Annotated in this window: 20 protein-coding genes and 1 pseudogene; 10 read left to right on the plus strand and 11 right to left on the minus strand. The window is 71.2% G+C overall.

Annotated features, from left to right (window positions below; all coding sequences use genetic code 11):
- Positions 1-11: 11 nt before the first annotated feature.
- Positions 12-7202, minus strand: a complete 7191-nt coding sequence (locus ABH920_RS18590; RefSeq protein WP_370350261.1) for a SpvB/TcaC N-terminal domain-containing protein — start codon at positions 7200-7202, stop codon at positions 12-14.
- Between the two features lie 291 nt (positions 7203-7493).
- On the opposite strand from ABH920_RS18590, the gene ABH920_RS18595 reads away from it, so the two are divergent.
- The 4 genes from ABH920_RS18595 to ABH920_RS18610 all read left to right on the plus strand — a co-directional run bounded on the left by ABH920_RS18595 (position 7494) and on the right by ABH920_RS18610 (position 10615).
- Positions 7494-7661, plus strand: a complete 168-nt coding sequence (locus ABH920_RS18595; RefSeq protein WP_370350262.1) for a hypothetical protein — start codon at positions 7494-7496, stop codon at positions 7659-7661.
- Between the two features lie 436 nt (positions 7662-8097).
- Positions 8098-9501 carry an MFS transporter gene (locus tag ABH920_RS18600; RefSeq protein ID WP_370350263.1) on the plus strand — a complete coding sequence of 468 codons (1404 nt, stop codon included), beginning with the start codon at positions 8098-8100 and terminating at the stop codon, positions 9499-9501.
- Entirely contained in the window at positions 9498-10115 is a 618-nt protein-coding gene (locus ABH920_RS18605) for a hypothetical protein (RefSeq protein ID WP_370350264.1), read from the plus strand. Before ABH920_RS18600 ends, ABH920_RS18605 begins: the two co-directional genes overlap by 4 nt.
- A 32-nt stretch (positions 10116-10147) precedes the next feature.
- The gene (locus ABH920_RS18610; protein WP_370350265.1) at positions 10148-10615 is read left to right on the plus strand and encodes a histone-like nucleoid-structuring protein Lsr2; all 468 of its coding nucleotides are present in this window, start codon (positions 10148-10150) and stop codon (positions 10613-10615) included.
- A 27-nt stretch (positions 10616-10642) separates the two neighbouring features.
- On the opposite strand, the gene ABH920_RS18615 is transcribed toward ABH920_RS18610, so the two are convergent.
- The gene (locus ABH920_RS18615; RefSeq protein WP_370350266.1) at positions 10643-11497 is read right to left on the minus strand and encodes a DUF4232 domain-containing protein; all 855 of its coding nucleotides are present in this window, start codon (positions 11495-11497) and stop codon (positions 10643-10645) included.
- The gene (locus tag ABH920_RS18620; RefSeq protein WP_370350298.1) at positions 11490-12014 is read right to left on the minus strand and encodes an RNA polymerase sigma factor; all 525 of its coding nucleotides are present in this window, start codon (positions 12012-12014) and stop codon (positions 11490-11492) included. Before ABH920_RS18620 ends, ABH920_RS18615 begins: the two co-directional genes overlap by 8 nt.
- Positions 12015-12251: 237 nt before the next feature.
- On the opposite strand from ABH920_RS18620, the gene ABH920_RS18625 reads away from it, so the two are divergent.
- On the plus strand, positions 12252-12632 hold the full coding sequence (locus ABH920_RS18625) for a hypothetical protein (RefSeq protein ID WP_370350267.1): 381 nt from the start codon (positions 12252-12254) through the stop codon (positions 12630-12632).
- A 128-nt stretch (positions 12633-12760) separates the two neighbouring features.
- Here ABH920_RS18625 and ABH920_RS18630 read toward each other — a convergent pair whose 3' ends face one another.
- Positions 12761-13603: a helix-turn-helix transcriptional regulator gene (locus ABH920_RS18630; protein WP_370350268.1), complete on the minus strand. Its 843-nt coding sequence runs from the start codon at positions 13601-13603 to the stop codon at positions 12761-12763.
- A gap of 102 nt (positions 13604-13705) precedes the next feature.
- Here ABH920_RS18630 and ABH920_RS18635 point away from each other — a divergent pair, with 102 nt between their 5' ends.
- Entirely contained in the window at positions 13706-14539 is an 834-nt protein-coding gene (locus tag ABH920_RS18635; RefSeq protein WP_370350269.1) for an SDR family oxidoreductase, read from the plus strand.
- On the opposite strand, the gene ABH920_RS18640 is transcribed toward ABH920_RS18635, so the two are convergent.
- From ABH920_RS18640 to ABH920_RS18660, 5 genes are all read right to left on the minus strand, one after another.
- Positions 14511-15503: a class I SAM-dependent methyltransferase gene (locus ABH920_RS18640; RefSeq protein ID WP_370350270.1), complete on the minus strand. Its 993-nt coding sequence runs from the start codon at positions 15501-15503 to the stop codon at positions 14511-14513. The genes ABH920_RS18635 and ABH920_RS18640 overlap by 29 nt on opposite strands.
- Positions 15500-16606, minus strand: a complete 1107-nt coding sequence (locus ABH920_RS18645) for an NAD(P)-dependent alcohol dehydrogenase (protein ID WP_370350299.1) — start codon at positions 16604-16606, stop codon at positions 15500-15502. The genes ABH920_RS18640 and ABH920_RS18645 overlap by 4 nt, the downstream gene beginning before the upstream one ends.
- 7 nt (positions 16607-16613) lie before the next feature.
- A complete protein-coding gene (locus tag ABH920_RS18650) occupies positions 16614-18026 on the minus strand; it encodes an aldehyde dehydrogenase family protein (RefSeq protein ID WP_370350300.1) in 1413 nt (470 codons plus the stop codon).
- A 36-nt stretch (positions 18027-18062) separates the two neighbouring features.
- Entirely contained in the window at positions 18063-18815 is a 753-nt protein-coding gene (locus ABH920_RS18655; RefSeq protein WP_370350271.1) for a (5-formylfuran-3-yl)methyl phosphate synthase, read from the minus strand.
- Between the two features lie 90 nt (positions 18816-18905).
- Complete coding sequence (locus ABH920_RS18660; protein WP_370350272.1) at positions 18906-19445, minus strand: EF-hand domain-containing protein; 540 nt, start codon at positions 19443-19445, stop codon at positions 18906-18908.
- 192 nt (positions 19446-19637) lie between these two features.
- Between ABH920_RS18660 and ABH920_RS18665 the strand changes: the two are divergent.
- Positions 19638-19766 (plus strand): annotated as a pseudogene (locus ABH920_RS18665) (methylisocitrate lyase); the annotation flags it as partial.
- 11 nt (positions 19767-19777) lie between these two features.
- On the opposite strand, the gene ABH920_RS18670 reads toward ABH920_RS18665, so the two are convergent.
- Together ABH920_RS18670 and ABH920_RS18675 are read right to left on the minus strand one after the other, a co-directional pair.
- Positions 19778-20476 (minus strand): hypothetical protein, encoded by a 699-nt coding sequence (locus tag ABH920_RS18670; RefSeq protein ID WP_370350302.1) that lies wholly within the window; start codon positions 20474-20476, stop codon positions 19778-19780.
- 115 nt (positions 20477-20591) lie between these two features.
- On the minus strand, positions 20592-22049 hold the full coding sequence (locus ABH920_RS18675; RefSeq protein WP_370350273.1) for a hypothetical protein: 1458 nt from the start codon (positions 22047-22049) through the stop codon (positions 20592-20594).
- Positions 22050-22410: 361 nt separating this feature from the next.
- Between ABH920_RS18675 and ABH920_RS18680 the strand changes: the two genes are divergently transcribed.
- From ABH920_RS18680 to ABH920_RS18690, 3 genes are all read left to right on the plus strand, one after another.
- The gene (locus tag ABH920_RS18680; RefSeq protein ID WP_370350274.1) at positions 22411-23340 is read left to right on the plus strand and encodes an integrase; all 930 of its coding nucleotides are present in this window, start codon (positions 22411-22413) and stop codon (positions 23338-23340) included.
- Between the two features lie 87 nt (positions 23341-23427).
- Positions 23428-24885, plus strand: coding sequence for a benzaldehyde dehydrogenase (locus tag ABH920_RS18685; RefSeq protein WP_370350275.1), 1458 nt, complete (start codon positions 23428-23430; stop codon positions 24883-24885).
- Between the two features lie 19 nt (positions 24886-24904).
- Complete coding sequence (locus ABH920_RS18690; RefSeq protein ID WP_370350276.1) at positions 24905-25786, plus strand: substrate-binding domain-containing protein; 882 nt, start codon at positions 24905-24907, stop codon at positions 25784-25786.
- Positions 25787-25853: the final 67 nt, after the last annotated feature.

The raw sequence follows: 25853 nt of genomic DNA on the forward strand, positions 1-25853 counted from the left end.
GAATGGGCTGGTCAGTTGAAGAAACTGGGGCGGTCGTAGGTGACGATCCGCATTTTTTCCCCGTACGGGCGGGCCAGGTGCCGGTCCACGTCCCGCGGTGTCGTGATGTCGTAGTTGATCTTCGCGCCGACCTTCGGCAGCGTCAGGCGGAAGTCGGGCCTGTTGGCTCCGCCCAGGTACTGGAAGTGCTGGCTGTAGGGACCGCCCGCGAGCCGCAGCGCGACTCTCTTCTCCAGGACTTGGCCGTAGGCGACGTTGAACAGCTTCAGCGCTCCCATGCCGTTGTTCTGCGCCCTTCTCAACGTCGCGGCGGTCAGCCTCGGCGCGTGTTCGGCCAGTGCGCTCAGCTGGTGCGGGTCCGCGCGGACCGCCGCGGCGAGGCGGGAGTTCTCCTCGCCCACCGTGGCCACGAAATGGGCGTCGAGTTCGGCGATCGTCGGCTCTCTGGCGGGTCCGGCAGTGGGCGTCTCGGCGGCGGAGGACGGTCCGGACCGGGGTGTCTGTACGGGAGCGGCAGCTGCCGGTGCCGACTCGGCGGTCTCCTGGCCCAGCGGCGCGAGTTCCGGCGGCGGCGGCGCGACGCCGCCCCCTCGTATCGCTCGGGCCGTCCCGATGGCGCCGGCGACGGGCAGTAGGGAGTCGACGAAGTCGCCCAGCCGTCCGTAGGCTTCGATCGTCCCTTCCGAGGCGCCCGCGGCCCGCGCGATCAGGCGGGGGATCGCGCCGATGGGCGTGCCGACGTTCAGCTCCGCCACGCGGTGCGCCTGCTCCTGGTCGGCCGTGCCGGTCCGGCCGCTGGCGAACATGTAGACCGTGGTGTCCCGCTTGGGCAGGACCGCGGCCAGGACGTCGCCGGGCAGGCTTCGGGTGGCGCTGGAGATGTGGAAGAACTCGAAGAACCCGTACTTCGCCATCACCGCGCTGTGGCTGAGGCTGTCGAAGTCGCGCACCATCTCCGGCGTCAGCTTGCGCGAGGCGAGCTCCTGCTGGACGTGTGCCGCCCGGTCCTCGTCCTCCGAGGCCGTCCCGGTCGGGTCGGTCAGGCGGACGGGATTGTTGTGCACGTAGGCGAAGGTGTTGGTGCCGTCCGCGATGCCGATCGGGTCGGCGCTGGTCCAGCGGCCGATCCAGCAGGCGTAGTAGCGGTTGCCGTGGTGGTAGAGGCCGGTCTCGACGTCGCGTTCGCGTCCGGTGAAGCGGTAGCGCTTGAGACTGGTCTGCGCGGCGCCGGCGGCCGACCGGAACGAGGTCGTGCCGTAGGGGTGGTACTCCTCGTAGGAGAGCAGCGCGCAGTTCTGGTCCACTTCGACGACCGCGCTGCCCAGGTGGTCGTCGAGCTGATAGCGCAGCACCGGAGCGGGGATCGGAGCCGGCCCGCCGTCGACCGTGATCGTCTCGACGAGGGCGATCCGCTTGGCGCCGTCGGAGACGTGCAGCGTCTCGCGCTCCACCGTGACGGTGCCGGCGACGGTACGCCGGTAGATCTCGCAGTTCCCGAGGTAGACACGGACGTCGACGGTGCCGCCGTTCTCGATCGTGGCCCGGACCCGCTGGCCGGAGGCGTCGTACTGGTAGGAGACGACTCCGCCGCCGCCGAGATCGGCGCGGGAGAACCGGTTGCCGGCGTCCCAGTCCAGCCGCGGCAGGTGCGGCATCGCGATCATGTTGCCCGCGGCGTCGTAGGAGTACTGCGCGGAATAGGTCCCCGGGGCGTCGCCGGGAAGGCTGGTCGCGCGCAGCCGGTTGCCGTCCGCGGGATTGTCGTGGAGCCGCGTCCAGCTGCCCGCGCCCGCGGCGTGCGCGAGGGACTGGATATTGCCGGCCGGGTCGTAGACGTAGGTCTCGACGTAGCGGCGCATCGCCTGTGCGTCGTTGGCGTGCGGGATCTCGAACGGGGGCTGCTCGAAGGGCCCCGGCTGGTCGACGGCCGTCTGGCCGATGTGCTCACGTCCCTCGGCGGTCGCGAGTCTGTACGTGGGCTGATACGTGTAGAGCCGGTTCGGGGACACCACGGCGTTGGCGAAGTAGAGCGTCTGCTGCGCGGCGTCGTCGACTTCCACGACGTTGCCGACCGGGTCGTAGGTGTACGCCAGCGACTGCAGCGTCCGGCCGTCGCCGGCGTGCGCGTCGACCTGCGCGAGGCGGAAGGTGTCCGGTTCGTAGCCGTACTCGAGGGTCGCGCCGCAGCCGAGCCGGGCCTGGAGCCGGTCGCCGCGCGCGTTGTGGCTGATCGCGCTGACGAAGGGCGTCCAGTCGGCGGCGCCCCGGATCTGGACGTCCGTCCCGATCAGCAGGTTGGCCTGGTCGTAGGAGGGCCGGGTGGCGCTGCCGTCGGGCGACGTCGTCAGCGTCACCCGGTTCAGCGCGTCGTACTGTGTCGACGACGGATACGCCGTGGCTTCGAGCAGCCCCGCCGCGGCCGCGAGCGCCTGGTCGGGGTCGTCCACGGTGGCCAGGGCGCTCCAGTCCGGTTCTCCGTGCGGGTCTGCGGTGAGGCGCCGGTAGGCGCCGAGCGGATTGCCTTTGAAGTCGATGTCGGTCGTCCGGGACAGCCCCGCGCCGTCGAAGGTCGCGCAGATCTGGCCGCGCAGGTTGTGGTCGGCGGCGTTCGCCAGGGACTCGCCGTAGTAGGTCCTGGTGCGCAGCGTCGTGGGGCCGCCGGCCATCGTGGCGTAGGCGTGGGTCACTCGGTGCGTCGCGTCGTAGCGCCAGCTGAACGCCGTCGCGCGCGCGTCCCAGGCGAACACGGTCTTCCCGGTCACGTCGAGCAGGCTCCAGCGCTCCCCGGCGTCGGGGCTGCGGGTGTGCGCGGGGTGGCCGAGCATGTCGAAGTCCTGCGACACCACCAGCACGCCGCGGGGATCGGTGACGGCCCGGTGATTGCCCTCGATGTCCAGCTCCACGAAGGTCGCGAGGAACTCGCCGCCTCCGTTGTCGGCGATCGTGGCGTAGGCGCGGCCCATGGTGTCGAACCGGGTGCCGGTCGGCGTGCCCGCGTGCGCGGCGGCCAGTTCCGCGGCCCGCCGCCGGGGGTCGTCCTCCGGCAGCGCGACGCGGTCGGCGTACCAACGGCTGGACAGCACCGTGTCGTTGCGGTCCCAGTCCTGCTTCTCCCAGGCGGTGAACTCGGTCCGGGCGAAGCTCCCGTCCGGCTGGTCGGTGCGGATCACCCGGCTGAGCGGGTCGTAGCGCAGGATCTGCGTGACGCCCTGCTGCACGAGCTGCGGCTCGGTGTCGAAGCCGCCGTCGGCGGCGAAGTAGGGTTCGTACTGCTTGATCGGATTGCCCTTGTTGTTGAAGACGACCCGGCCGGTGCCGATCCAGCGCACCGGTCCCTGCGGGTCGGCCGGCGCGGCCTGGTGCTTGGTCAGGATCGTGCGGCCGCTGCCGTCGACGTAGGTCCAGATCTCCTGCCATCGCGGGTTGGCGGCGCCGTGCTGTTCCCGCGCGGAGGTGTGGAAGCTCGTCGGCGGATGGTCGAGGGTGTACTCCACCGTGACGGTGGGGTCGTCCTGGGCGGAGGGCTCGGGAGTGGACAGGTCGAGCACGTCGCCCTCGCCGGCGCCCGGTTTTCCCAGGACGGCTGTCGCCATGACCATGCCGAGAGCGTCGAATCGCACCCCGGCCCGGTTGCCGTTGGCGTCGGTGAGCAGCCACGGCTGCAGGACGCGATAGTTGATCTGGGCTTGGAGCGTGTTGCCCAGCGGATCGGTGACCCGTGTCAGGGCCAGGGTGTGCGCGTCGTAGTCCAGGCTCCACTGGGAGCCGAAGGGGTCGAGGTACCCGGTTGGCTGGTAGAAGCGCGCCGGATCCAGGGTGTGCCTGGCCGACGGCGTCCACCACGTCGTGTCGCCGCCGCGCTGGACGTAGCCGGCCGTGCGCATCATGTCGTCGGTGACGCGGGTGCCGAACAGCGCGGTCACGTGTCCGGCCGCGAACGCCTGCCGGTAGCTGCGCCATGGCAGCGCGCGAACGCCGATCTGGCCGTCCGGCAGCTCCGCGGACAGGTCGTCGGAGGAGTAGGTCTGGACCGAGCGGGCGATCATCCGGCGCTGTGGTGCGAGGCCGGAGAGCTCGTCCTGGTACGGCACCTCGGAGCTGGCGGCCGTGGCCAGGTCGGCGGCGAGGTCGGCCGCGGCGAACACCTTTCCCGGCTGCGGCGCGAAGCCCGCGGCCTCGTAGGTGCGGGTGTCGACCGGCACGCCGATCCGCCACCGGTCCGGCGTCTCGACGTCGTTGACCACGGTGTGTTCGGTCACTGCGATCCGGGTCTGGCCCTGAGCCGGATCGAGCGGCGACTTCCGGGGATAGCAGACCTCGACCGAGCGCAGGACGTTTCCCCACTCGTCGACGTCGAGGGTCACGCTGTGCGTGGTGCGGGCGTCGTCGGGCTGCCGCTCGCTGTGGGCGGACAGGCTCTGCCCCGGATTCACGGCGACGACGCAGTAGGGGTTCGCGTCCTGGGGCTGGAGGAGGACGAGCCCGTAGTTCGACTCGGTGATCTGGTACGGGTTCGCCGCCGAGGCGTCGCCGTCTTCGGCGTACACCTCTTCGCGCAGCACCCGGCCCCGCAGCGCTCGCGCCGCCTCGCGCTCCTCGTCCGGGGTGAGGCCCGGGGGCAGCGCCGTGTCGGGGAGCGCGGCGCCGGCACCGCCCTGCCAGTATTCGTGGGCGAACTGGGTCGTGATGCGCGCGCTGTCGCGGTACCAGCCGGTGTGCTGCCAGCGGCGGATCACCGCGGGCGGCTGGTCCGCCTCACCCGTGGCGTCGGCGAGCGCGTCGCGCTGCTCGACGTAGCCGAAACCGCGGAACTCGCGCTCGGTCCCGTCGTAGTACCCGTGCCGGTACGCGTACGTACTGACCAGCGTCGTGTCCGCGATCAGGTCGTTCACCGTGATCTGTGCCACCACCTGCACCGGGAACGGCAGCCGGGTCGCCCACGGCTGTCCGGCGGCCTTGTCGGCGAGGTAGTACTGCGTCGAGGACTGATACTGGAACGTGGTGGAGGACCCGCGGCGGTCGTCGACCGAGACCAGCAGGTGCGGCTTGCCCTGGGCCATCAGGTCCACCGCCCAGGCCTGCGGCTCGCCGTCCGGCCGGGGCTCGGTGAACACCAGGCAGGCGGTGCCCCGGCCGAAGACGTCCGCGACGGACGCGTCCGCGACCTGGCTCGTCGGCGGCGCCACCGCGATCGTCTCGGCGGCGCTGAAGGAGTTGCCGGCCTCGTTGAACCACACCCGCACGCCGCCGCCGTCGGCCGCGTCGCCGAGGTAGAGCAGGTCGGTCGGGGCGCTGCCGTCGACGTCGTGCAGCCGCACCCGGCGCTGGTCGAACCGGTCGGGCTGGTCGAAGACCGGGGCGCCGGCCATCGAGATCCGGCCGCCGAACCGGCCGTAGCCCAGGGCGGGCCAGTAGTCGACCGAGCCGTTGCGGACCCGCACCAGGTCCGTCAGCCCGTCGCCGGTCATGTCCGCGAGGTACACGCTCTGCTCGGCGTCGGCGAAGACCAGCCGGGGGCCGAGCCGCTCGCGGGGCTGCACGGCGACGCGCTGCTCCTCGCCGAACCCGTCGAAGCCCTCCGAGGCGTGCCAGACGAGCGCGTCGTCCGCGGTGATCAGCACGTCCGCCAGGCCGTCGCCGGTCAGGTCGACGAAGCGCAGGTTCGGGTCGTCCCAGTTGACGGACGGCAGGTGGTCGAACGCTGTGAAGGCGGTCCACTCCTCCGGGCCGACGCCATCGGCCCTGCCGAAGAACCCGCGCGCACCCCCGTCGAGGCTGGCGAGCACCGGTCGTCCGTCGCCGGCCAGATCGAGCAGGCGCCAGCCGTTCGCGCTCGCGGCGTCCGGCACCGGGTCGCGCTCCGCGGGCGGACCGAAGGAACCCTCGCCCAGGTTCGGCCGGTAGTGCCAGGTCCCGGCCTGCCCGGCGAGGATCCCTGCGACCCCCTCGGCGTCGAGGTCGAACCACCGGCTGGTGGCGTCGAGCCGGACCGGGGCGTCCGAGGGCGCGGCGGTCAGCGGCCTGAGATCGGAGGACACCACCCGCTGGCTGTACCCGAACTCGGTCGCGGGCAGCGACGCCGCCGAGTACCCGGTTCCGCTTCGGGTGTACCCGCGCTCGGTCGCGGTCTGCAGGTAGGCGGCGAGCGGCGTCTGGTCGTAGAGCAGGTCGAGCGAGCGCACCAGCACCGGGTCCGGCCCGAGTTCGGCGAACGTGTGGAACATCAGGACACGTCGGCACAGGCGGTAGGTGCGCAGCTCGAAGCCGGGCCGGCGGGACGAGAAGGGATCGGCGCGCACGCTCCAGGGACCGCTCTCCGAGGGAGTGGGGACGAGCACGTCGTGGTCGCCGTAGTCGAACACCGCCTCGAAGCAGAACCCGTCCGGCGTGCCCGGCGTGGTGTTGCCGTAGGTGATCCGCTTCAGGTAGCGGGCGGCGTGGGGGCCGTGGCCCGCCTCGGAGATCACGCTCGGGTCGACGCCGGCGCCGTCCTCGGCCTTGTACTCGTAGCGGACGACGTTGCCCAGGTCGTCGCTCGACTCCTCCAGCAGCCAGCGGTAGACGCGGGTCGGATCGTCGGGGTCGACGATGCGCGCCGCCGGGCTGCGTCCGAACACGCCGGTCACGTTGTCCCGGCCAGTCACCTGCCAGTACGTGTCGCCGGACGCGGTGTCGCGCCACCGCTCGATCCGCGCGTAGGAGGACTCGGTCCGCGGCCGGTAGCGCGCGATCTCGAATCCGCCCTGCGTTCGGACGATCGCGGTCCAGTCGCTGCCGTCGCCGCTGGTGGCGCCGGTGCCGCCGGGCGCGAGCGCCGGAACCAAGTCCTCGACGCCGGTGAGCTGGTAGACGTCGGTGTCCCGATACTGCGGCAGGCCCTTGTCCGTACGCCGCGAGATCGACGGCGTGCTCAGGCTCCAGCCGAGCCCGAACGGCCCGTTCCCCGCGCCCGAGTCGTAGGCGAGCGTCAGCGCGGGCGCGACCGGGCCCCGTCCGGGCGTGAGCGGCACCGGGAGCGAGAGGGTCGCAGCACCCGTCGCCGGGTTGGCCGCGGCCTTCTCACCACTGCCGCGCAACGCCCCGCCGGGCTTCGGCAGGGACAGCGACGGCTGGTCGCGCTCGCCGCCGCGCTCGGCCGGCGGCGGTGTCGGCGCGAGCGTGCTCACGGAGCCGATCGGGCCGTCAGGGACCTTGTCCGCCATGGCACCTGCTCTCCTCGTTCCCGCAGCGGTTGGTTCCGCGGCGTCGCCACGAGCGTTGCCGAACCCGATCAGAGAACGTTCAGAGACCGTTCACAGACAGCGACCGGCCGGGCGCCGGCGGGACGTCTGTTCGTCGAGGCGGCGGTCCGCCGCGAAGCGATCGCCCTCTTTGACCGCGGCGTCCAAGCCCGCTCCCGACTCCTGCTCGGCGAATGGCTCCGCCGCCGCAACCGGCGCGGCGAAGCCCGCACCGAGCTGCGCGCCGCCTACGAAACGGCGGCGACGATGGGCATGGACGTGTTTGCCGAACGCGCCCGCCGCGAACTGCTCGCCACCGGCGAGATCGTCCGCAAGCGCACGGTCGGCGCGCCGGACGCCGCGGTCTCGCTGCGCTGGAAGTACGGCGACAAGTCGTCGAAGGCCCAGCCCTTCGCGCCGTGGTCGCCCCAGCTGTCGTAGCTGGCCCCTTGCCGCGCAAGGCGTGCCGCGAGCGCGCATCTTCACCGCACCGAAGCTGCCCCCGGATCCGTCACATGACTGAACCCGCGCGTGGGCCTGAGACGGCGGTGCGTCCGCGGCGCGGCAAGTAGCGCCGGCCGGGCGGGCCCGGGGAAACTGGACGACAACAAACGGCTCCCTTGCTCAGCCACCGAGCCATGCACTGCCACGCCCACGTAGAGTGCTGTTGCCACAGGGGAGGAGCTTGCGTGTACACCGTTTCTGACCAGACCGGACGGCGGTTCGTCAGCGCCGGCGGTCGAGGCCGGCCGGCATGCTGACGGCGAACAGCGGGCTCGCGAACGGCAGGTTTGGGCAGGCTCGGCGTTTGCTCGCCGCGCCGGCCCGGCATCGGCCTGTCGCGCAGCGTCTCATCGACCCGAAGCCGGGGTTCTAGATGCGCCGGGCGGGAGCAGCCCTGCTCGCGGTGACCGTGGGGTGCGTCCTGGCCGACTCGGCCGTGGTCACCCTGGCCCTGCCGGAGATCTTGCAGCGCCTGCACACCACGGTGGGGCAGGTCGCCTGGGTGCTGATCGCGTTCAACCTCGTTCTCGCCGTGGTCGCGCGGCCCGCCGCGTGGTTCTTCAAGAAGCAGGATCCGGCCCTGTGGTGTGCGGCTGGCATCGCGGTGTTCGCCGGGGCCTCGGCCATGTGCGCGGTCGCCGGTTCCATGGGGGTCCTGATCGCGGCCCGGTCGATCCAGGCGGTCGGTGGCGCGTTCGCGGTGGTCGGCAGTCTTCAGCTGCTGGTCGACGAGCTGTCCGAGCGTCGTGGGACGGCGTGGTGGATCGCCGCCGGCGTGTTCGGCACCGCTGTCGGGCCGGTGGCCGGCGGGCTGCTCACCGATGCCTTCTCCTGGCGTTCGATCTTCATCGTCCAGGTGCCGATCGCGGTGCTGGCCGTTCCTGCCGCGCTGGCCAGGCGCCGCAGCCGGACCGGGCCGGGCCTCGCCGATGACGCCTCCGAGGCTGCCACCGATACCGCCTCCGACGACGTCGTCGTAGAGAAACACCCCGTGCGGATCCGGCCCAACATCGCGCTGGCGTTGCTCTCAGCGGCACTGACCGCCGCGCTGTTCCTGTTCGTGCTGCTCCTGGTCGACGGCTGGCGCCGGTCGCCGGCGGTCGCCGCCGTCACGGTCTCGGTGATCCCGCTCGCGGCGCTCTTTGCCCGGCCGCTGATCCGGACGCTGCGCGCGGGACCGCTGGCGCAGACGATGTCCGGCTGCCTGCTCATCGCGGGCGGCCTGGCCGGGCTGGCGCTGCTGCCGTCGGCCGGTCTGGCGTGGACGATCGCACCCCAGGCGCTCGTCGGGCTCGGGCTCGGGTTGACGTTGGATCCCCTGACCCTGCAGGCGATGGACGGCCGCACGCCGCATTCCCTCCACGGCGGCTGGACGATCGCGGCCCGGCACATGGGGGTCGTCCTGGGACTCGCGATTCTCACGCCGGTGTTCGTCGCGGACCTCCGCAGCGCCCAGCCGCCCGCCGAGGAGGCCATCACCGCACTGGTGCTGAACGCTCCGCTGGCGCCCCAGGACAAGATCACGATCGCCCGCGGACTGGCCGATCAGCTGAAGATGGAGGGCGGCCGGGTGCCCGACCTGGACCCCGCCTTCCAGAACCTGAACCTGCCCCCGGTGGAGAAGCCCGCCGCGGCGCAGCTTGAACGCGATCTCAACGCCCAGCTCGAACGCGCGGCCACCCACGCGTTCCGCAACGCCTTCCTGATCGGCGCGGGGCTCGCCCTCGCAGCGATGCTGTCCCTGATCCAGCTCCGCCGAGGAGGGGGCGCGCGATGAGCGTCGTGGACCGCCTGCGGGCGGCGTCGCTGCCCGCACTGTCCGTCGTGCTGGTGGGCGGGGTACTGGCCGTCCAACTCGCCAACGGCGGCGGCCACTACAGCCCGCTCCGCCCGGCCGCCACGTGCGTCATCCAACCGGCGAGCTCGGTGTCGACGGGAATCGACGGCCTGACGGAGGAAGTCGTCGTGACCGGCCTGGCGGCCGCCGCCTGCCAACTCGGCATCTCCCGCGAGGCCTTCGCCCTCCAGATCGCCCAACCCGGCGCCCATACCGACGCGCAGGTCAACGCGCTACACGCCGGACTACTCACCGCCGTCGACACCCTGAAGGCAGCCGGCAAGCTGCCGAAGGCATCCCAACTCGTCCGCGAGGCGGTCACCGCCTCAGGCCTCAGCGGCTTTCGCAAGATCGCCATCGACGCCGTCCCCGATGCCCTCATCGACAAGACCCTGACGACCGACGACATCCTGCGCCGCACGATCAACGATCTCGACCTGCGCATGCTCCTGACAAACCTCGGCAGTCGCGAGCAACTGTACAAGCAGGTGGACGCTGCTGTGACGAAGGCGGTCACGGAGCGCCTTGCGGCTGATCTGCATATTGGTTCATGATCAGATTCGGCAGAGCGTGATCGTGATACCCAGTGAGGCGAACCGTGCATCTCCATGACATCGGCGGTGACTTGGAGAGCTTCGTCGCACGAAAGGGCGCCGAGGAACAGCGTCGCCGCAACGACCCCGACCCCCGCACGATCAGAGTGTGGGCGGCCGAGCAGGGCATCGCCATCTCGCCTCGTGGGCGGGTACCCGCGGAACTCATGGATGCGTATCGGGAAGCATTCGGACTCGAACGACTGGTGCCGCTGCGGGATTTCACCTGCGAGGAGGGCTTCCGCACGGACGCCACGCTCGTGGACGACGTGGCATTCAGCGGGCTCTCGACGCTGCAGGTACTCAACCGGATCCCGGACGACTACGCGGGCAAACTCCTCGTCATCGTCGACGAGGTCCGCCTCGCCGCGCCAGCCGGTGCTCGCCGTGGACCTGATCGACGAGCCCGGCCGGTCGCTGCGGGTCGAGCCGACGCCGACGGAATCGTGGCCGCTCTTTAGGCGGCTCGGTGGACTAGTGGGTTAGGGCTACGACAGTGTCCAGTCCGCGGATACCCCGCCGCACAACACGTCGAGCGTGATGCCCGGCAACGTGAACTTGGCGCCGGCGTCGACAAGGTAGAGCCCGTGGTAGTGCGTGGGGTGGGCACACTCGGGGGCCGACGTCGAGTAGCCGCCGTAGCCGTCGACCCACTGGATCAACGCCGTGCCCTTTCCTCCCGGCGCCAGTACGGGGACGTAGTTCCCGCCGGACGTCGTCGGGACGAGGGCCGGGGCCTGTCCGGGTTCGGCGTGCCACAGGGCCACGGAGTTGTCGAGGCGGCATGCCGTGGTGCTCTGGTTGGTGAACGTGACCGTGATCCCGAGGCTGCCGCCGGCGACTCCGCGGTGGATGAGTGGGTTCGGGCCGAGCTGGGTGGCCTGGCAGGTGGGGGGCGTTCCGCCGATCTGGCTGATGCTGGGTGGCGTGGTGGATGGCGCCGTCGGGGTGGTCGGTGTCGGTGAGTTCGAGGAGCTTGGGGAGGTCGACGAGTCCGACGAACCTGCTGACGTCAGGGAACCCGGCGCGCTTGGCGAGCTTGGTGCGCCGGCGCCCGCCGACGTGCCGACCGGGGCCGGGCCGCCGGACGCGGATGCGGACGCCGACGTAGACGTAGACGTCGTAGCCGGCCCGACCGGCTGCTGCGAAGCCACGCGGCCCGGGATGACCAGCGCCGCGGCGACCGCCACGCCGGTGACGGCGACGGCCACCGTCCCGGTCACCAGCACCCGCCGCCGGTGGGTGCGCCGGCTGCCGATGTGGCGCAGCTCCTCGGCCTCGGGCAGCGGCCGGGTCGCGCAGTCGGCGCGCACGGCGGCCAGCATCTCGTCGAACTCAGGCATCGGTGACTCCTCTCGGGCCCCATTCGGTGGTGGCCGCCGGCTCCCGGAGACCCAGGGTTTCGGCCAGCGCGGCGCGGCCGCGGGACAGCCAGGACTTGACCGTGCCGACGCTCGCGCCGGTCTCCGCGGCGATGTCACCGATCGGAAGGTCGAGCAGGTAGTGCAGTGCCAGTGCCCTGCGTTGCGGCGCCGGCAGCGTACGCAACGCCGTCACCAGCAGCACAGTGTTCTCCGACGGTGGCGGAACCGGATCCGGCGACCGCGCGGCCGCCGCCGCGTGGCGCCGGACGCCGATCTTGCGCCAGCGATCCGTGGCCAGCCTGGAGACCACCATCCGCAACCAGCCCTCAGCATGGTCGTACTGCTCCAGCTTCGCCCAGCGCTGCCACGCTCTTACGTAAGCTTCCTGAACCAAGTCCTGAGCGGCCGACATATCGCCGGTCATCACATACGCGTACCGCATCAGCCGGGGCGATGTCCCCCGGTAGAACTCGTCGAAACCTTCAGCGTCCGCCACTGTGCCCCCTCTCCGCAGTGCCACCACACCACTCACCCAAGCATTCACGACCAGACACGGCCGGGTGCGGTGAAAGGTTGCGGCGGGTTTGGCTGCTGCGTGCGACGGCAGTCCCGTAGCGTCGTGGATATGGCAGATGTTTTCGCGGGCGTTCGCTTGCTCGGCCCGCCGGAGATCGACGGCGAGTACATAGCGCTCAGCGAGCACGATGTAGTGCACTTGCATGATTATGAGCGGGTGTATGCCGTGCCGGGCCTCTACGAGTACGTCGTTCAGGAGCGGCTGCAATGCAGATCGCCGCAGGTCGTGGCCGAGGGTTTCGCGAAGGCGGCCGCACGGCGTGACCTGGACCTCGGCCTGGGCTCGATGACGGTCCTCGACGTCGGCGCCGGCACCGGATTGGTCGGTGAACTTGTGCGGCGCGGCGGTGTCGGCCGGATCGTCGGGGTGGATTCGCTGCCGGCGGCGCGTACTGCGTGCCTTCGCGACCGGCCAGACGTCTATGCCGACTACGTGGTGGGTGACTTCTCGGCCGGTGACGCATTGCGCGAAGCGCTACTTCCGTTCTCCTCGGCGCCGCCGTCAAACTGCTGGTGGCCCATGGAGACCTCGTCGTGACGGAACGAACCCGCTTCCTGCACCGGACGACGACGACCGGCCAGCCGATCTTCTACGAACTCCTCACCGGTCACGCCGGCCAAGGCGGATGACCTCACCGGCCGAGCCGCCACGTGCACCTTCGCCTGCTACTGCCGTACCTGCCGTGCCTGCCGTGTCGTGGCGGCGAGGGTCCCGAGCAGGGCCAGCGCCTGCGCGCTCGGCGATCCGGGCTCGGCCTGGTAGACCACCAGTTCTTGCCCGGGGGCGGAGCGGACGTCGAAGGTCTGCATCGACAGGGTCAGGTGGCCGACGTCGGGGTGGTCGAAGCGTTTGCTCGCCATGCCCTTGCCGCGCACCTCGTAGTGCGTCCACAGGTCGGCGAACTCCGGGCTGCTTTCGAGGAGTTCGGCGAGGATCTTGCGGACGCGGGGGTCGTTCGGGGTCTCGCTGTGTCCGTGGCGGAAGCCGGCGACCGAGTTGCGGGCGACGTCCCACCAGTCGCGGTAGAAGGTGCGGGCGGTCGGGTCGAGGAACACCACGTGCATGAGGTTCCGTGAGTACGACCAGTCGTGGAACAGGACGTCGGCGAGTTCGTTGGAGGCCAGGACGTCGAAGGCGCGGTTGTAGACGATGGCCGGGTTGTGGGGCCAGGCCGTCATCAGCTGCAGCAGGCCGGGGTCGACGCGGGCCGGCGCGCTCGGCGGCAGCGGGCGCGGGCCGAGGCCGGCCAGGCGGAACAGGTGCCGGCGGGCGTCCTCGCCGAGCCCCAGCGCCGCCGCCAGGGCGTCGACGACGGGCGCGGACGGCGTCCGCTCCCGGCCCTGCTCCAGCCGGATGTAGTAGTCGACGCTGATCCCGGCCAGCTGCGCCACCTCCTCGCGCCGCAGGCCGGCCACCCGGCGCGGGCCGTGGATCGGCAGGCCGACGTCGGCTGGGCCGGTCTGGGCCCGGCGGGCTCGCAGGTAGGTGCCCAGCTCGGAGGGTGACATGACGTCATCGTAAGTCGGGCCTGCGGTGGCGTGGGTGGGTGCGGTACTCCCAGGAGGGGTGGACACTGGTCCGGTTCCGGGCGGCGAACGACAGTCGTTGCCATGACAACGAACGACAACGCAGCGCAGAACAGCAACGCAGCGCAGAACGACAACGCATCGCAGGACGCCCCGCGGAACGGCTCCAAGGTCGTCCTGGTCACCGGAGCCAGCAGCGGCATCGGCCGAGGCATCGCCCAGCGCCTCGCCGAGGAAGGACACCGCGTCGTCGCCGGAGCGCGGCGGCTCGACCGGCTGGAAGCCTTGGCCGACGCCGTCCGGACGACGGCTCGCCCCGGCGGCGGGTCCGGCGCCGAGTCCATCGGCGAGATCGTTCCGACAGCCCTGGACGTCACCGACCGGTCCGACGTCGCGGCCTTCGTCCAAGCCGCGGTCGACCGGTTCGGACGCGTGGACGTACTGGTCGGCAACGCCGGCGTGATGCCGCTGTCCCGACTGGACTCGCTCCTGGTCGACGAGTGGGAGCGGATGCTCGACGTGAACGTGCGCGGCCTGCTGTACGGCATCGCCGAGGTCCTGCCGCGGTTCCAGCAGCAGGGCGGCGGCCACTTCGTCACCATGGCGAGCGTCGGCGCGCACCAGGTGGTGCCGACCAGCGCGGTGTACTCCGGGACCAAGTACGCGGCCTGGGCCATCACCGAGGGCCTGCGCCAGGAGAGCGATCCCTCGATCCGGGTCACGACGATCTGTCCCGGCGTGGTCGCCTCCGAGCTGGCCGAGTCGATCACCGACGCCGGTGCCGCGGAGATGATGCAGACCTACCGCGCGCACTCCATCGAGCCCGACGCCATCGCGCAGGCCGTGTCCTACGCGCTGGGCCAGCCGGCCGGGGTCGACGTCACCGAGATCATCGTGCAGCCGACCCGGCAGCGCTGAGGGACTTGTGCGCGAACACCCACCGGTTGCCGGCCAACGCGTCGTTCGGCTCGGGCAGCGGACCGCGGCCGAGCCGGTGGGTGAAGTCGAAGGGGGTGTGGACCGTTGTGGACCAGCCCTTTTGCGCCAGGGCGCCGGCGGAGTCGGGCCGCGCCTCCTTCGCGAACAGGTCGAGCAGGTCGATGCCGATCTGCTGCCTCGTCGCGGTGTACAGCGGGCTGTCCCGGTACGCCATCAAGTCCTTCTCGAGTTTCACCTCGAAGGCCAGCGCGCTTCCCGGCGCGGCTAGCCGGTCGACCGCGTCGATGAGCTGCGTCTCGGCAGCGGCGGGCAGGTAGAACAGCAGGCCCTCGGCCAGCCAGGCGCTCGGCGCCGTCGGATCGAAGCCGGCGGCTGTCAGTGCTCTGACCCAGTCGGCACGCAGGTCGATCGGGATCGGGACGCGTGCCGCCGTCGGGGTGGCGGCCAAGCCGTCGAGGACCTGGTGCTTGAACGCCAGGACGCCTCCTCTGTCGATCTCGAAGATCACGCAGCCGTCGGGCCAGTCGAGTCGGTAGGCCCGCGCGTCGAGGCCGGCTCCGAGGAGGACGACCTGGCGTGCGCCCGCGCGTACCGCCTGGAGGAGGAAGTCGTCGAGGACCCTGGTCCGTAAGCCGAAGTAGCGTGCGAAGCGGCCCCACAGCGGGTTCGCGTCGCCGTCCGGGGCCTGCAGGATGCGGACGGGCCAGCCTGCGGACGCCGGCGCGGCGCGCACGAAGTGCTCGGCATAAGGGTCCTGAGCGAGCCGGTCGGGGCGGTGGGTCTCGATCGCGCGGGCTGCCGCGACCAGGAGGGCGGTCACGCCGATGCCGCCGTCGACTCCTTCCGCGACTTCCGCACCTTCCGCACCTTCCGCGACTTCCGCGCCCTCCACCCCCTCCGCGACTTCTGCGTTGGTGTTCCGCTGCGGCACGTCGGTCGTCATGCGTGCTCCATCTCGGTTCGAGGTATCAGGACGGGTTTGACGACGCGCCCCGCCTCGCAGTCGCGCTCGGCCTCGTTGATCTCGTCGAGGGGGTACGTGCGGATCAGCTGGTCGAACGGGAAACGACCGGCCCGCCAGAGCTCTGTCAGCCGCGGGATGAGCAGGCCGGGCACCGCGTCGCCCTCGCAGATGTGGGACAGCCTCCGGCCCCGGTCGAGGGTTCCGGGCTCCAACGGCAGCATCGCGCGCAGGCGGGCCACCAGCCCGAGATGGCCGGTCGGTCGCAGAGCCCTGAGCGCGTCGTTGATCAGCTCGGGCGAGGCCGTGGTGTCCAGGGCGTACTGCACCCCGCCGTCCGTCAGCTGCTTGATACGCTCGGGAAGGCTGCCCGTCCCGTACAGCGGGATGGCGCCGAAGCGCTCGGCCAGCGCCAGCCGTTCCGGGTGCTGGTCGACGGCCACGACGACCGCCCCGGCAGCGGCCGCCGCCATGACCGCGGCCAGCCCCACGGCTCCGGCGCCGAGGACGCAGATGGCATCGCCGGGACCGGCGCGGAAGGTGTTGAAGACGGCCCCGGCGCCGGTGAGGAAGCCGCAGCCGAGCGGGCCGAGCAGTTCGAGGGGCAGCGCGGGATCGACCCGGACGGCGTTGCGGGCCGGGACCACCGCGTACTCGGCGAACGAGGACTGGCCGAACCACCGGGGCGCCAAAGGGATTCCGGACGCGTCGGTGAACCGCGCGGCGTTCTCCTTGCGCCCTCCGAACAGGTTGAGGTCCGCGAAGGAATCGCAGTAGGCGGGGGCGCCGCCAAGACACGTGTGGCAGTGTCCGCAGGAGTCGAAACTCAGCACGACGTGGTCGCCGACGCTCAAGCGCGGGTCCGGGCCGCCGGTCTCCACCACGACCCCGGCCCCCTCGTGGCCGAGCACGGCCGGTAGCGGCGAGCGGCCCGCCGAGCGTCGAACCGCGAGGTCGGTCCGGCACATCCCGCAGCCCGCGATCCGCACCAGGACCTCGTCGGCGGCCGGGCCCGCGTTCAGGGCCACCTCCTCCAGCGTGAACGTGCCCTGATACGAGCGCAGTACCGCCGCGCCGAACCGGATCGACACCTCACGCCTCCCGAGGCCGGTGCACGACGAACGGCCGGAGGTTTCCGTAGAAGCCCCAAGGCCCGCCCGCGACCCCGACGCCGCTGTCCTTGATGCCCGCGAACGGTTGGGCGAGGGAGAGCTCGCCGTGGTGGTTGATCCAGGCCGTCCCGCATTCGAGCCGCTCGGCCACCGCTTCGGCCCGGTCGAGATCGGTTCCCCACACCGAGCCGCCGAGCCCGAAGCCGGTGTCGTTGGCCGCTTCGACAGCCTCGTCAATACTCTGATATGCGAGCACTGGCAGCACCGGACCGAACTGCTCCTCGGTCACCACCGGGCTCCCGGCTGGGACGTCGGCCAGGATGGTCGGGGCGAAGAAATAGCCCGGCCGGTCGATCCGGCGCCCGCCGGCCACGGCGCGGGCGCCGTCGGCCAGGGCTCGGGCCGTGTAGCGCTCGACGCGGGCGAGCTGGAGGGCGTTGTTGATCGGGCCCAGCTGCGATCCGGCCTCCAGGCCCGGCCGCACGACGGTGCTCTTGGCGCGCTGCGCGAGGGCTTCGACGACCTCGGCGTAGCGCCGGGCCGGGGCGTAGACGCGCTTGACCGCCATGCAGATCTGCCCGCAGTTGCGGAACGCCGCCCAGAACAGGCGGTCCGCGATCTGCTCCACGTCCACGTCGTCGAGCAGGATCGCGGCGTCGTTACCGCCCAGCTCCAGCGTGACCCGGGCGAGTGCGGAGGCCGCGCCGCGCGCCACGGCGCGGCCGGTGGGAATCGAGCCGGTGAAGGTGACGTGGCGGATTCCCGGGTGGGAGGCGAGGCGGTCGCCGAGGGGTTCGCGGCCGGTGACGATGGTGAGCACGTCCTCGGGCAGGGCCTGGGCGAGGACCGATCCCAGCATCCTGGTGGCCAGCGGCGTGAACGGGGAGGGTTTGAGCACCACGGTGTTGCCCGCGGCGAGCGCGGGGGCGAACTTCGCTGAGGCGAGTTGGAGCGGGAAGTTCCACGGGACGATCGCGGCGACCGGTCCGAGCGGCCGCCAGCGGACCTCGCTGTGGACCGGCCGGCCGTCCGCGATCGGCTGGGTCTCCGGGCGGAGCGTGGCGAAGTAGCGCAGGCGGGCCGCTGTGCGGGCGACTTCCGCGTACGACTCGGGCAGCGGCTTGCCCTGCTCCCGGGTGAGCAGCGGAGCGAGGTCGGGCGCAGCGTCCTCCACGGCGTCGGCTGCCGCGAGCAGGGCGGCCGCGCGGGCGTCTGGGTCGGCCCGCCACTCGCGCCAGGCCTCATGGGCCCGCTCGACGATCGCGTCCAGTTCCTCAGGGGACTGATCCGGCGCCTCGTCGAAGGGTTCGCCGGTCGCGGGATCGAGGACTGCGAAGCTGCCGCTGCCGCCGCGGGCCTTGTGCGGGCGGCGGTTGGGCTGGGTCGTCGGCATCGGCGGCGTCGTCGGCATCGTCGGCATGCCCGCGGCTCAGATCCCGGCGGCGAGGGTCGTCTGTTCCTGTCTGTGCCGGTCCATCTCGGCGCGGAAAGCCGCCACGAGGTGCGGTTGGATCCGTCCGGTGGTGCGGTCGCCGCGCTCGCACACGGCTCCGCGCACGCCGACGATGTCCGTGCCGATGCCGGTGAGCGTGCCGAGGTCGTCCGCTCGGACGCTGCCCGCGAGCGCGGCGAGCAGGCCGGCGCCGTGGGCGCGCCGGACGAACTCCGCGCAGAGCTCGGGCGGCACGTGGTCGAACAGGCGGGTGCCGTCCTTGACCGCGGTGTCGAGCATGGCCGCGTCGGAGCCGGAGCGGGCGGCGATGTCGGGGAGCGCGAGCGGGTTGACGCAGCCGATCCGGTGGGCGTCGGCGTAGCCGGAGGCGACGACGAGGGCGTCGGGGCGGTGGTCCTTCACCGCTCGCACGACGCCTCGCATGACGGTGATCGCCTGGTCGGGCGTGGTGCAGCCGTAGAGGCCGACCTTGATGTAGGTGGCGCCGGAGACGGCCGCGCCGAGGGCCGCCTGGGCGACCGTGCCGGGCTTGTAGGGGACGTCCCCGACGGTCGCCGACACCGGCTTGTCCGCCGGGACGGCGTCGCGGATCTCCCTGATCACCCACGGGTAGTTCGCACCGAGCGAGCCCTCGTCCGGCTTCTTGACGTCGACGATGTCGAGGAACCGGGCCGCCTTCGCGCAGTCGCGGGCCTCTTCGACGTCGGCCGGGGATATGAGCAGCAGCAACGCGCTCTCCTTTCGGTGTGGTGCTGGGTGGTGCGGGTGGTGCTGTGTCGTGCCAGTGCTGTGCTGTGCTGTGTCGTGCGCGTGCGGTGCTCAGCGTTGCTGCGCGGGGATCAGGTGGTTGCCGCGGGTGTCGCCGTTGTCCGGCTCGTAGAACTCCACGATCGCCGCCCGCCACACCTCCACCTCGATCAGGTCCTGCGCGTCGGGCTCGAAGGAGTCGAAGAGCGCGTGCAGGTTCTCGTGCCCGAAGCCGATCGCCTTCATCAGCGCCTCGAAGACGGGACGCTCGATGAGCCCGTCGCCGTCCGGGTCGCCGAGCGCGGACAGGGCCTCGGCGAACTGCTCGACGGCCGCCCCGAAGCGCTCCGGGCTCAGCACGAAGGACCGGAACTCCTCGACGCTGATCCGCCCGTCACCGTTCGCGTCGAGCTCGGCGGCCATGGTGCTCCAGTAGCGGGCGAAGGCGGCCCGGATCCCGTCCTTCGCGTCCTCGCCGGACCCGGTCGCGGCGGCGACCACGCGGTTCGTCATGAGCTCGATGTCGGCGGCCTCGATGAATCCGTTGCCGTCCGTGTCGAAGAGGTCGAAGACATGCTCGACCCGCGCGGCGGCCTGGGGGTGGTGGTCCATGGCGGTTCCGGCCTCTCGTGAGCGGTGACCTGCTTGTCCGATTGTCGTCTCAGGGAACTGATTCGTCCCGCCCGGCGGCCCGAATTCACCCGATCAGTGGACGTCACACCGGCGCGCCACGGCGCACGTGGGCCGGCGCGCGCTCCTTGGCGCGCGGGCGGGCGCCGGGAGCCGGGAACGGCTCGCCCCGGCGCCGCGCGTACCGTGCAGCTGTCGTTGCTCCCGCGTATGCAGACCCGCTCGCGGCTCTACGAGCTGTTGGACTACGCGGTGTACTCGACGTTCGATTCAGCGGTCTTCGACTTCGCCCTGCCGCCGGGGCCTGACAGGCGTCATGGCTGGTCGGACCGGGGCAGTTCGATCAGCAGCGGCGGCAGGGGAGTGCGCGGCGGTACCGGTCGCAGCCAGGAGGCGGAGGTCGGCCCCCAACCGGTGTTGATGTCGAAGGAGACCGTACGCTGGCCCTCCTGCGGCAGCACGATCAGGGCGGCCGGCGCCGGGATCGCGTCGACCATCGTGCCCGGTTCGAGCAGCATCGGCGTGAAGGTCAAGAGGATCTTGTCGGCGGGGGTCAGCATGTTCACGATGTGGCCGTGCTGCGGCAGCGCGCACAGCGGGCCGGCCTGGTTCTCGACCGACTGCGACACGCCGGCGGTGTACGTCTGGGTGGCCGTGCTCTCGATCTGGAACGGCGCCCCGGGTACCGGCGGGCCCTGGATCCGGCCGATGCCGCCCTGCTCGATGGTGAAGATCTGCCCCGGTGCGATCGGCAGCGAGGCCAGCGGGCGGACCAGGTTGCCCGGCGACACCGGCGTGTTCGAGGAGAAGGCGCGGTAGGAGTCCTGCCAGCGGATCTCGTTGGACGTGCCGATGGCGGCGCGCTGGAACCAGATCGTCGGCAGGGCGCTGCGGATGGCGGTCTTGACGGCTCGGAAGCCGTAGAGCCGGAAGCCCCCGGCGTGCAGTTCGCGGACCGTCTCCTCGGTGGCGGTCACGGTGAGCGTGCCGGTGTCCTCGGGTGCTGCGTTCATGATGGGAAGCCTCTGTTCTGCCTGTCGGTAGGTCGATCGGTAGATCGATCGGTAGGTCTGTCGGTGTGCGGGGGCGCGGGGCCGCGCGTTCGCACGGCCCCGCGCGCTATCGCGACTACCGGCCGGCCGCCTGGAGCTCGCGCTGCTTCGATCGCATGTACGACGCGTTCAGCTGCGAGGAGGGCCGCTGGATCAGCAGGTTCTGCAGAGCGGTGCCGGACGGCACCATCCGCAGCCACCCGGCCGTGGTCGGCCCCCAGCTCTTGTTGATGTCGAAGGTCACGTCGCGACTCGGGTCGTCGGTGAGGTCGATGAGCGCACCTTCGCTGAACGACTGCGAGATGATCGTTCCGGTGTTCACCGGTTCGTTGGCGAACATCAGCAGCACCTTCTGGATGGGCTTGATGGTGAGCGTGTTCTTGCCGAACAGCGGCAGCGCGCACAACGGCACGAACGTCCCGTTCTGCATCTGCGACAGGCCCGCGGTGTACTGCGTGGTGGTCGTGTTCTCCACGTACACCGGCTTCAGCCCGTCGGGCTGCCCGGTGACCTCGCCGGTGTTGGCGGTGAGCACCTTCAGGGTCTGGCCCAGGGCGATGGGGTAGGACCCGCTGGCGGTGATCCGGCCGCCGGAGATGATCTCAGAGGTCGAGCAGTACGCCTTGTACTGCTCCTGCCAGTCCACCGAGGTGTCCGGGCCGTACGTCGAGGAGCGGAACCAGACGACCGGCAGGCCGCTGGTGATGCTGGACTGGACGGCCTTGAACGCGTAGAGGTAGAAGCCGTTGTCCTTCAGCTTCTGCGCGGTGCTGTCCGTCATGCCGATGTTGATGCTGTAGTCGGTGGGGGCGGCCCCGGCTCCGACCTCGGCGCTGTCGGCGTTGGCGTTGGCGTCGACGTCGGTCGATCGCAGTTCGGTGACGCTGGTCATCTGAGCGGTCCTTTCGAGGGTGGAGATGGAGGCCGAGGCCCGGGCGGCGGATCGGCCCAGGTACGTCAGCGCGGTCCTCCAGACGATGTCCTGCCAGTTCTGCGGCAGCGTCCGGCTGCCGTTGAACCAGTACCTGTTGCAGGTGCCGCTGTTGTAGCCCATCGCGCGGGGGCTCAACGGGTACGCGATGGCGAACCCGATGAAGTTCTCGGTGACCCCGCCCAGCAGGTCGATGAGTTGTCGATGCAGCGGGATGCCGCCGGTGGTGGTGCGCAGCGGCTGGTGTTCCTGTCCGTTCAGCCTGGGCAGCCGCCCCCGCCAGCGGGCGGTCGCGTCGAACGAGCCGGGGAAGAGGAAGACCCGGCCCGGCTGGACCAGACCGTAGACCGGGCTCAACCACGCCTGGACGGTCATCACGGCGGTCACGCCGAACTCGGCGCTGTTGTCCTCCTCGCCGAGCAACTCGTAGTTGTCGACGGATTCGTCGTCTATCTCCGTCGTGGCCGGCTCCGGCGGAGGGTCCGTCGAGACATGCTGTGTTTCGGCGGCTTCCTCCAGTTCGAAACCTTGCAGGAAGTCCACCGGCTCGGGTTCGCCGGGATCTGGCGTGGCGCTTGGCGCCCGCACATCTGACTGGCTCATAGCGGTTCCTCAATGGGAGTGGTCTGCCCCGGGCGTGCTATGCGGTGCCCGGGTGGTCGTATGTGCGACCACGAACACTCTTCGTCGCTCTGAGGTGCCCGGCGACCGGGGTGACTCCGTTCGGGGTAACGCAGCATATTCATGCGCACTCGTAAGAGCTTTTCGAGCCGGAATTGCCTCGGAGAAACAGGGTGGATTCCGGTTGCGTGGCAATGGGAATTCGCAGATGGTGATGATGAAGAACCGTCCGAGGGAAACCCCGTCCGCAGCCCGCTCCGACCGATTCTGACCCCTGATAATCCACCGATATCTCGGGCTTGAGGGGTCAGAACCGTGACCGGAGACCGGGGAGGATCATCTGATGAACGCCCACGCCGCTGCCGCACCCCGGGGGTCCGGGGGGCTCGGGGCGCCCGGCGCGCCCGGCGCACTCGATGTGCCCGGCGCACCCGGAGCACCGGACCGCGAGGCCGCCGCGGTCTTCGACGTGACGACCGAGGCGATGCTGGCCGAGCTGGACGCCGCGAGCGACGCCCACGCCGCGGCCCTGCGTCCGCCGAACACCGTCCGCGGCTACGCCGACGACTGGCGCACCTGGTGCGAGTACGCGGCGGCCGGCGGCATCCCGGTCCTGGCGGCCCGGCGCGGCACGCTGCGGGGATTCGTCCGCTGGCTCTGGACGGAGAAGGCCGCCGCTCCGACGACGGTGCACCGGCGCCTGACCGGCACCGTGGCCACGTTGCGTCGCGAGCACCGCGTGCTGGTCGATCCCGCTGACGTCACCGCCGCGCGCGAGCTGCTCCGCGATCTGGTCCGTGCCGCCGGCTCCACGCGGGCCCCGAAGCGTGGCCGCGGTCGGGCCGTGCCGCTGCTGCCGGCCGACTTGCGCGCGATGAGCGCCGCCTGTCCCGACACGCTGGCCGGCAAGCGTGACCGCGCGTTGCTGCTGCTGAACTTCGCCGTCACCGGGCGCCGTGCCGAGATCGCGGGGCTGCTCGTCCGCGATGTCAGCACCGACCCCGCCGGGCTCCTGGTCGACATCCGCGCGACCAAGACCAACCCGCGTACCGTGGCCGTCTTCCGCGGATCCAACCCGGTCACGTGCGCTGTGACCGCCTGGCATTCCTGGTACGAGGCGGCGGGTCTCGGGGCCGATACGCAGGGCCCGGCGTTCCGCCGTATAGACCGCCACGGTCGGCTTCTCGCCGACGGCCTGTCTCCGGCGGCCGTCGGCGAGCTGCTGGCGCGCGCTGCCGTGCGCGCCGGTATCGGAGCCGCCCTCGGGGCGTAGACGGCGTGTATCCGGCGCGCGTCCGCCGCGTAGACGACACGGCAGAGCTCTGCGAAACTCTCGTCAACCCGAGAACAGGAGCCCCGCATGTCCCTTCTCGATCCCGCCATATGGTCTGGGAAAGCGTTCATCGGCGGGTGGACCGCCGTTTCCGGCGGTACCGCGTCCGTCGTCGAGCCCGCGACCGGTTCGGTCTTGGAGCACGTCGGCATCGCGAGCCCTGACGACGTCGCCGTCGCGGCGGAGCGTACCGCGCAGGCCCAGATCGCCTGGGCGCGGCTGCCGTATACCGAGCGCGCCGCCGTGCTGCGGCGGGCCGGTGATCTGTTCGGCCGGCACGCCGACGAGATCCAGGGTTGGCTGATCCGGGAGGCCGGGAGCATCCCGGGCAAGGCCGCTTTCGAGACGGTCACCGCGGCTCAGGAGTGCTACGAGGCCGCGGCGCTCGCCTCGCGTCCGGTGGGCGAGTTGCTGCCGTCGGCCGAGCCTCGGCTCAGTCTGGTGCGGCGGGTGCCGGCCGGGGTGGTCGGGGTCATCGCGCCGTTCAACGTGCCGCTGATTCTCGGCATTCGCTCGGTGGCGCCGGCGCTCGCGCTCGGCAACGCGGTGATTCTCAAGCCGGACGTGCGGACTGCGGTGTCGGGCGGTGTGGCGATTCAGCGGGTGTTCGAGGAGGCCGGGCTGCCGGAGGGGGTGCTCAGCTTGCTGCCGGGCGGTGCCGAGACCGGGGCGGCGTTGGTGGTCGAGCCGCGGGTGCGGGTGATTTCGTTCACCGGTTCCACGGCGGCCGGCCGCAAGGTCGGGGCTGCGGCGGCTGAGCATCTCAAGCGCGCTCATCTGGAGTTGGGCGGCAACTCGGCGTTGATCGTGTTGCCGGATGCGGACTTGGACCTCGCCGTCTCCACGGCGGCGTGGGGTTCGTTCTTCCATCAGGGGCAGGTCTGCATGACGACCGGACGTCACCTGGTGCACCGCTCCATCGCCGGCGAGTATGTCGCGCGTCTCGCGGAGAAGGCTGACCACCTGCCGGTCGGGGATCCGGCGCTGGAGGAGGTGGCGCTGGGGCCGATCATCGACGCCGGGCAGCGCGACAAGATTCATGGGCTGGTTCGGGCCAGTGTTGACGGTGGTGCCCGGTTGGCGGCCGGCGGGACTTATGAAGAGCTCTTCTATCGTCCGACGGTGTTGGCGGACGTGACCGACAGCTCGCCTGCGTATGCGGAGGAGGTCTTCGGGCCGGTGGCGCCGGTGCGGGCTTTCGATGACCTTGACGAAGCCGTCGCGTTGGCCACGGCGTCGCCTTACGGGTTGGCGCTGGGCATCCTGACCGCCGACGTCATGCGCGGGCTGGAGCTCGCCGAGCGGATTCCGACCGGGTTGGTGCACGTCAACGACCAGACCGTCAATGACGAGGCGGTGGCGCCGTTCGGGGGGTTCGGGGCTTCCGGGACCGGGGTGCGGTTCGGTGGTGGCGCGAATGTCGAGGCGTTCACCGAGACGCGGTGGATCACGGCGCGGGGCAGTCAGGCTCGGTATCCGTTCTGAACCGGGTACGGTGCCGGGCATGACCGAGACCACCGAGACCACCGAGACCCCTCACGTCGCGGAGCCGGCGGGCGTTGCTGTCGGCATGGTGTGGGACGCGGACGCGGACGCGCACGGGGGTGGAGGCGGCGGCGCTGCCGAGCGGCGGCGCGATCCGCTGCTCGTCGACGTCTTCGCCGGCATCCGGCGGAGGTTGAGTGCCATGGGCACCGACCTGGTGATGCTCGCTGCCGCGCGTCCGCAGGATGGCGTGGACGCGTACGTCGACGCGGCGCACCGGCATGGTCTGGATGGCGTGATCGTCATGGGCGTCGACGAGGGGCACCCGGCGCTCACCGCGCTGACCGCCTCCGGGCTGGCGTGCGTGGCGGTGGACCTGCCGCTGTATCGCAATCGTACGACGTACGTCGCCTCCGACCACCGCGCCGGGGCCGCGTCGGCGGTCGGCTACCTCCACGGCCTCGGACACCGCGCCATCGCCACGGTCACCGGGCCGCTCTCGCTGATGCCGGCCGTCGAGCGGCTGGTCGGCTACCGCTTCGAGATGGCCAGGACGGGCACACCGGTGCGGCCGGAGTACGTGGTCTCCGGCGAGTACACCGAGGCGAGCGGCTACGAGTGCACGCGGCGCCTGATGGCCCTGGCCGACCCGCCGACCGCGCTGTTCGCCGCCGACGACCGCATGGCGGTCGGCGCGCTGCGGGCGCTGGCGGACCTCGGCGTGGCGGTGCCGGGGGAGGTGTCGGTGATCGGCTTCGACGACGTCGAGGCCGCGTCGCTGGTGCGGCCGGGGCTGACGACGGTGGCGCAGGACCATGCGGCGATTGGGGCGGCGGCGGTGGAGTCGCTGGTGCGGACGATCGGTATGGGGTCTTCGAAACGCTGCGCTCCCGCATGGTGATGGTGCCGCAGGACGGCTTCCTGTTCGACATGACCGTCGGCGACAACGTGCGCGACCTTTTCCGCCA

It is taken from the genome of Catenulispora sp. EB89, from assembly GCF_041261445.1.
Lineage (GTDB): Bacteria > Actinomycetota > Actinomycetes > Streptomycetales > Catenulisporaceae > Catenulispora.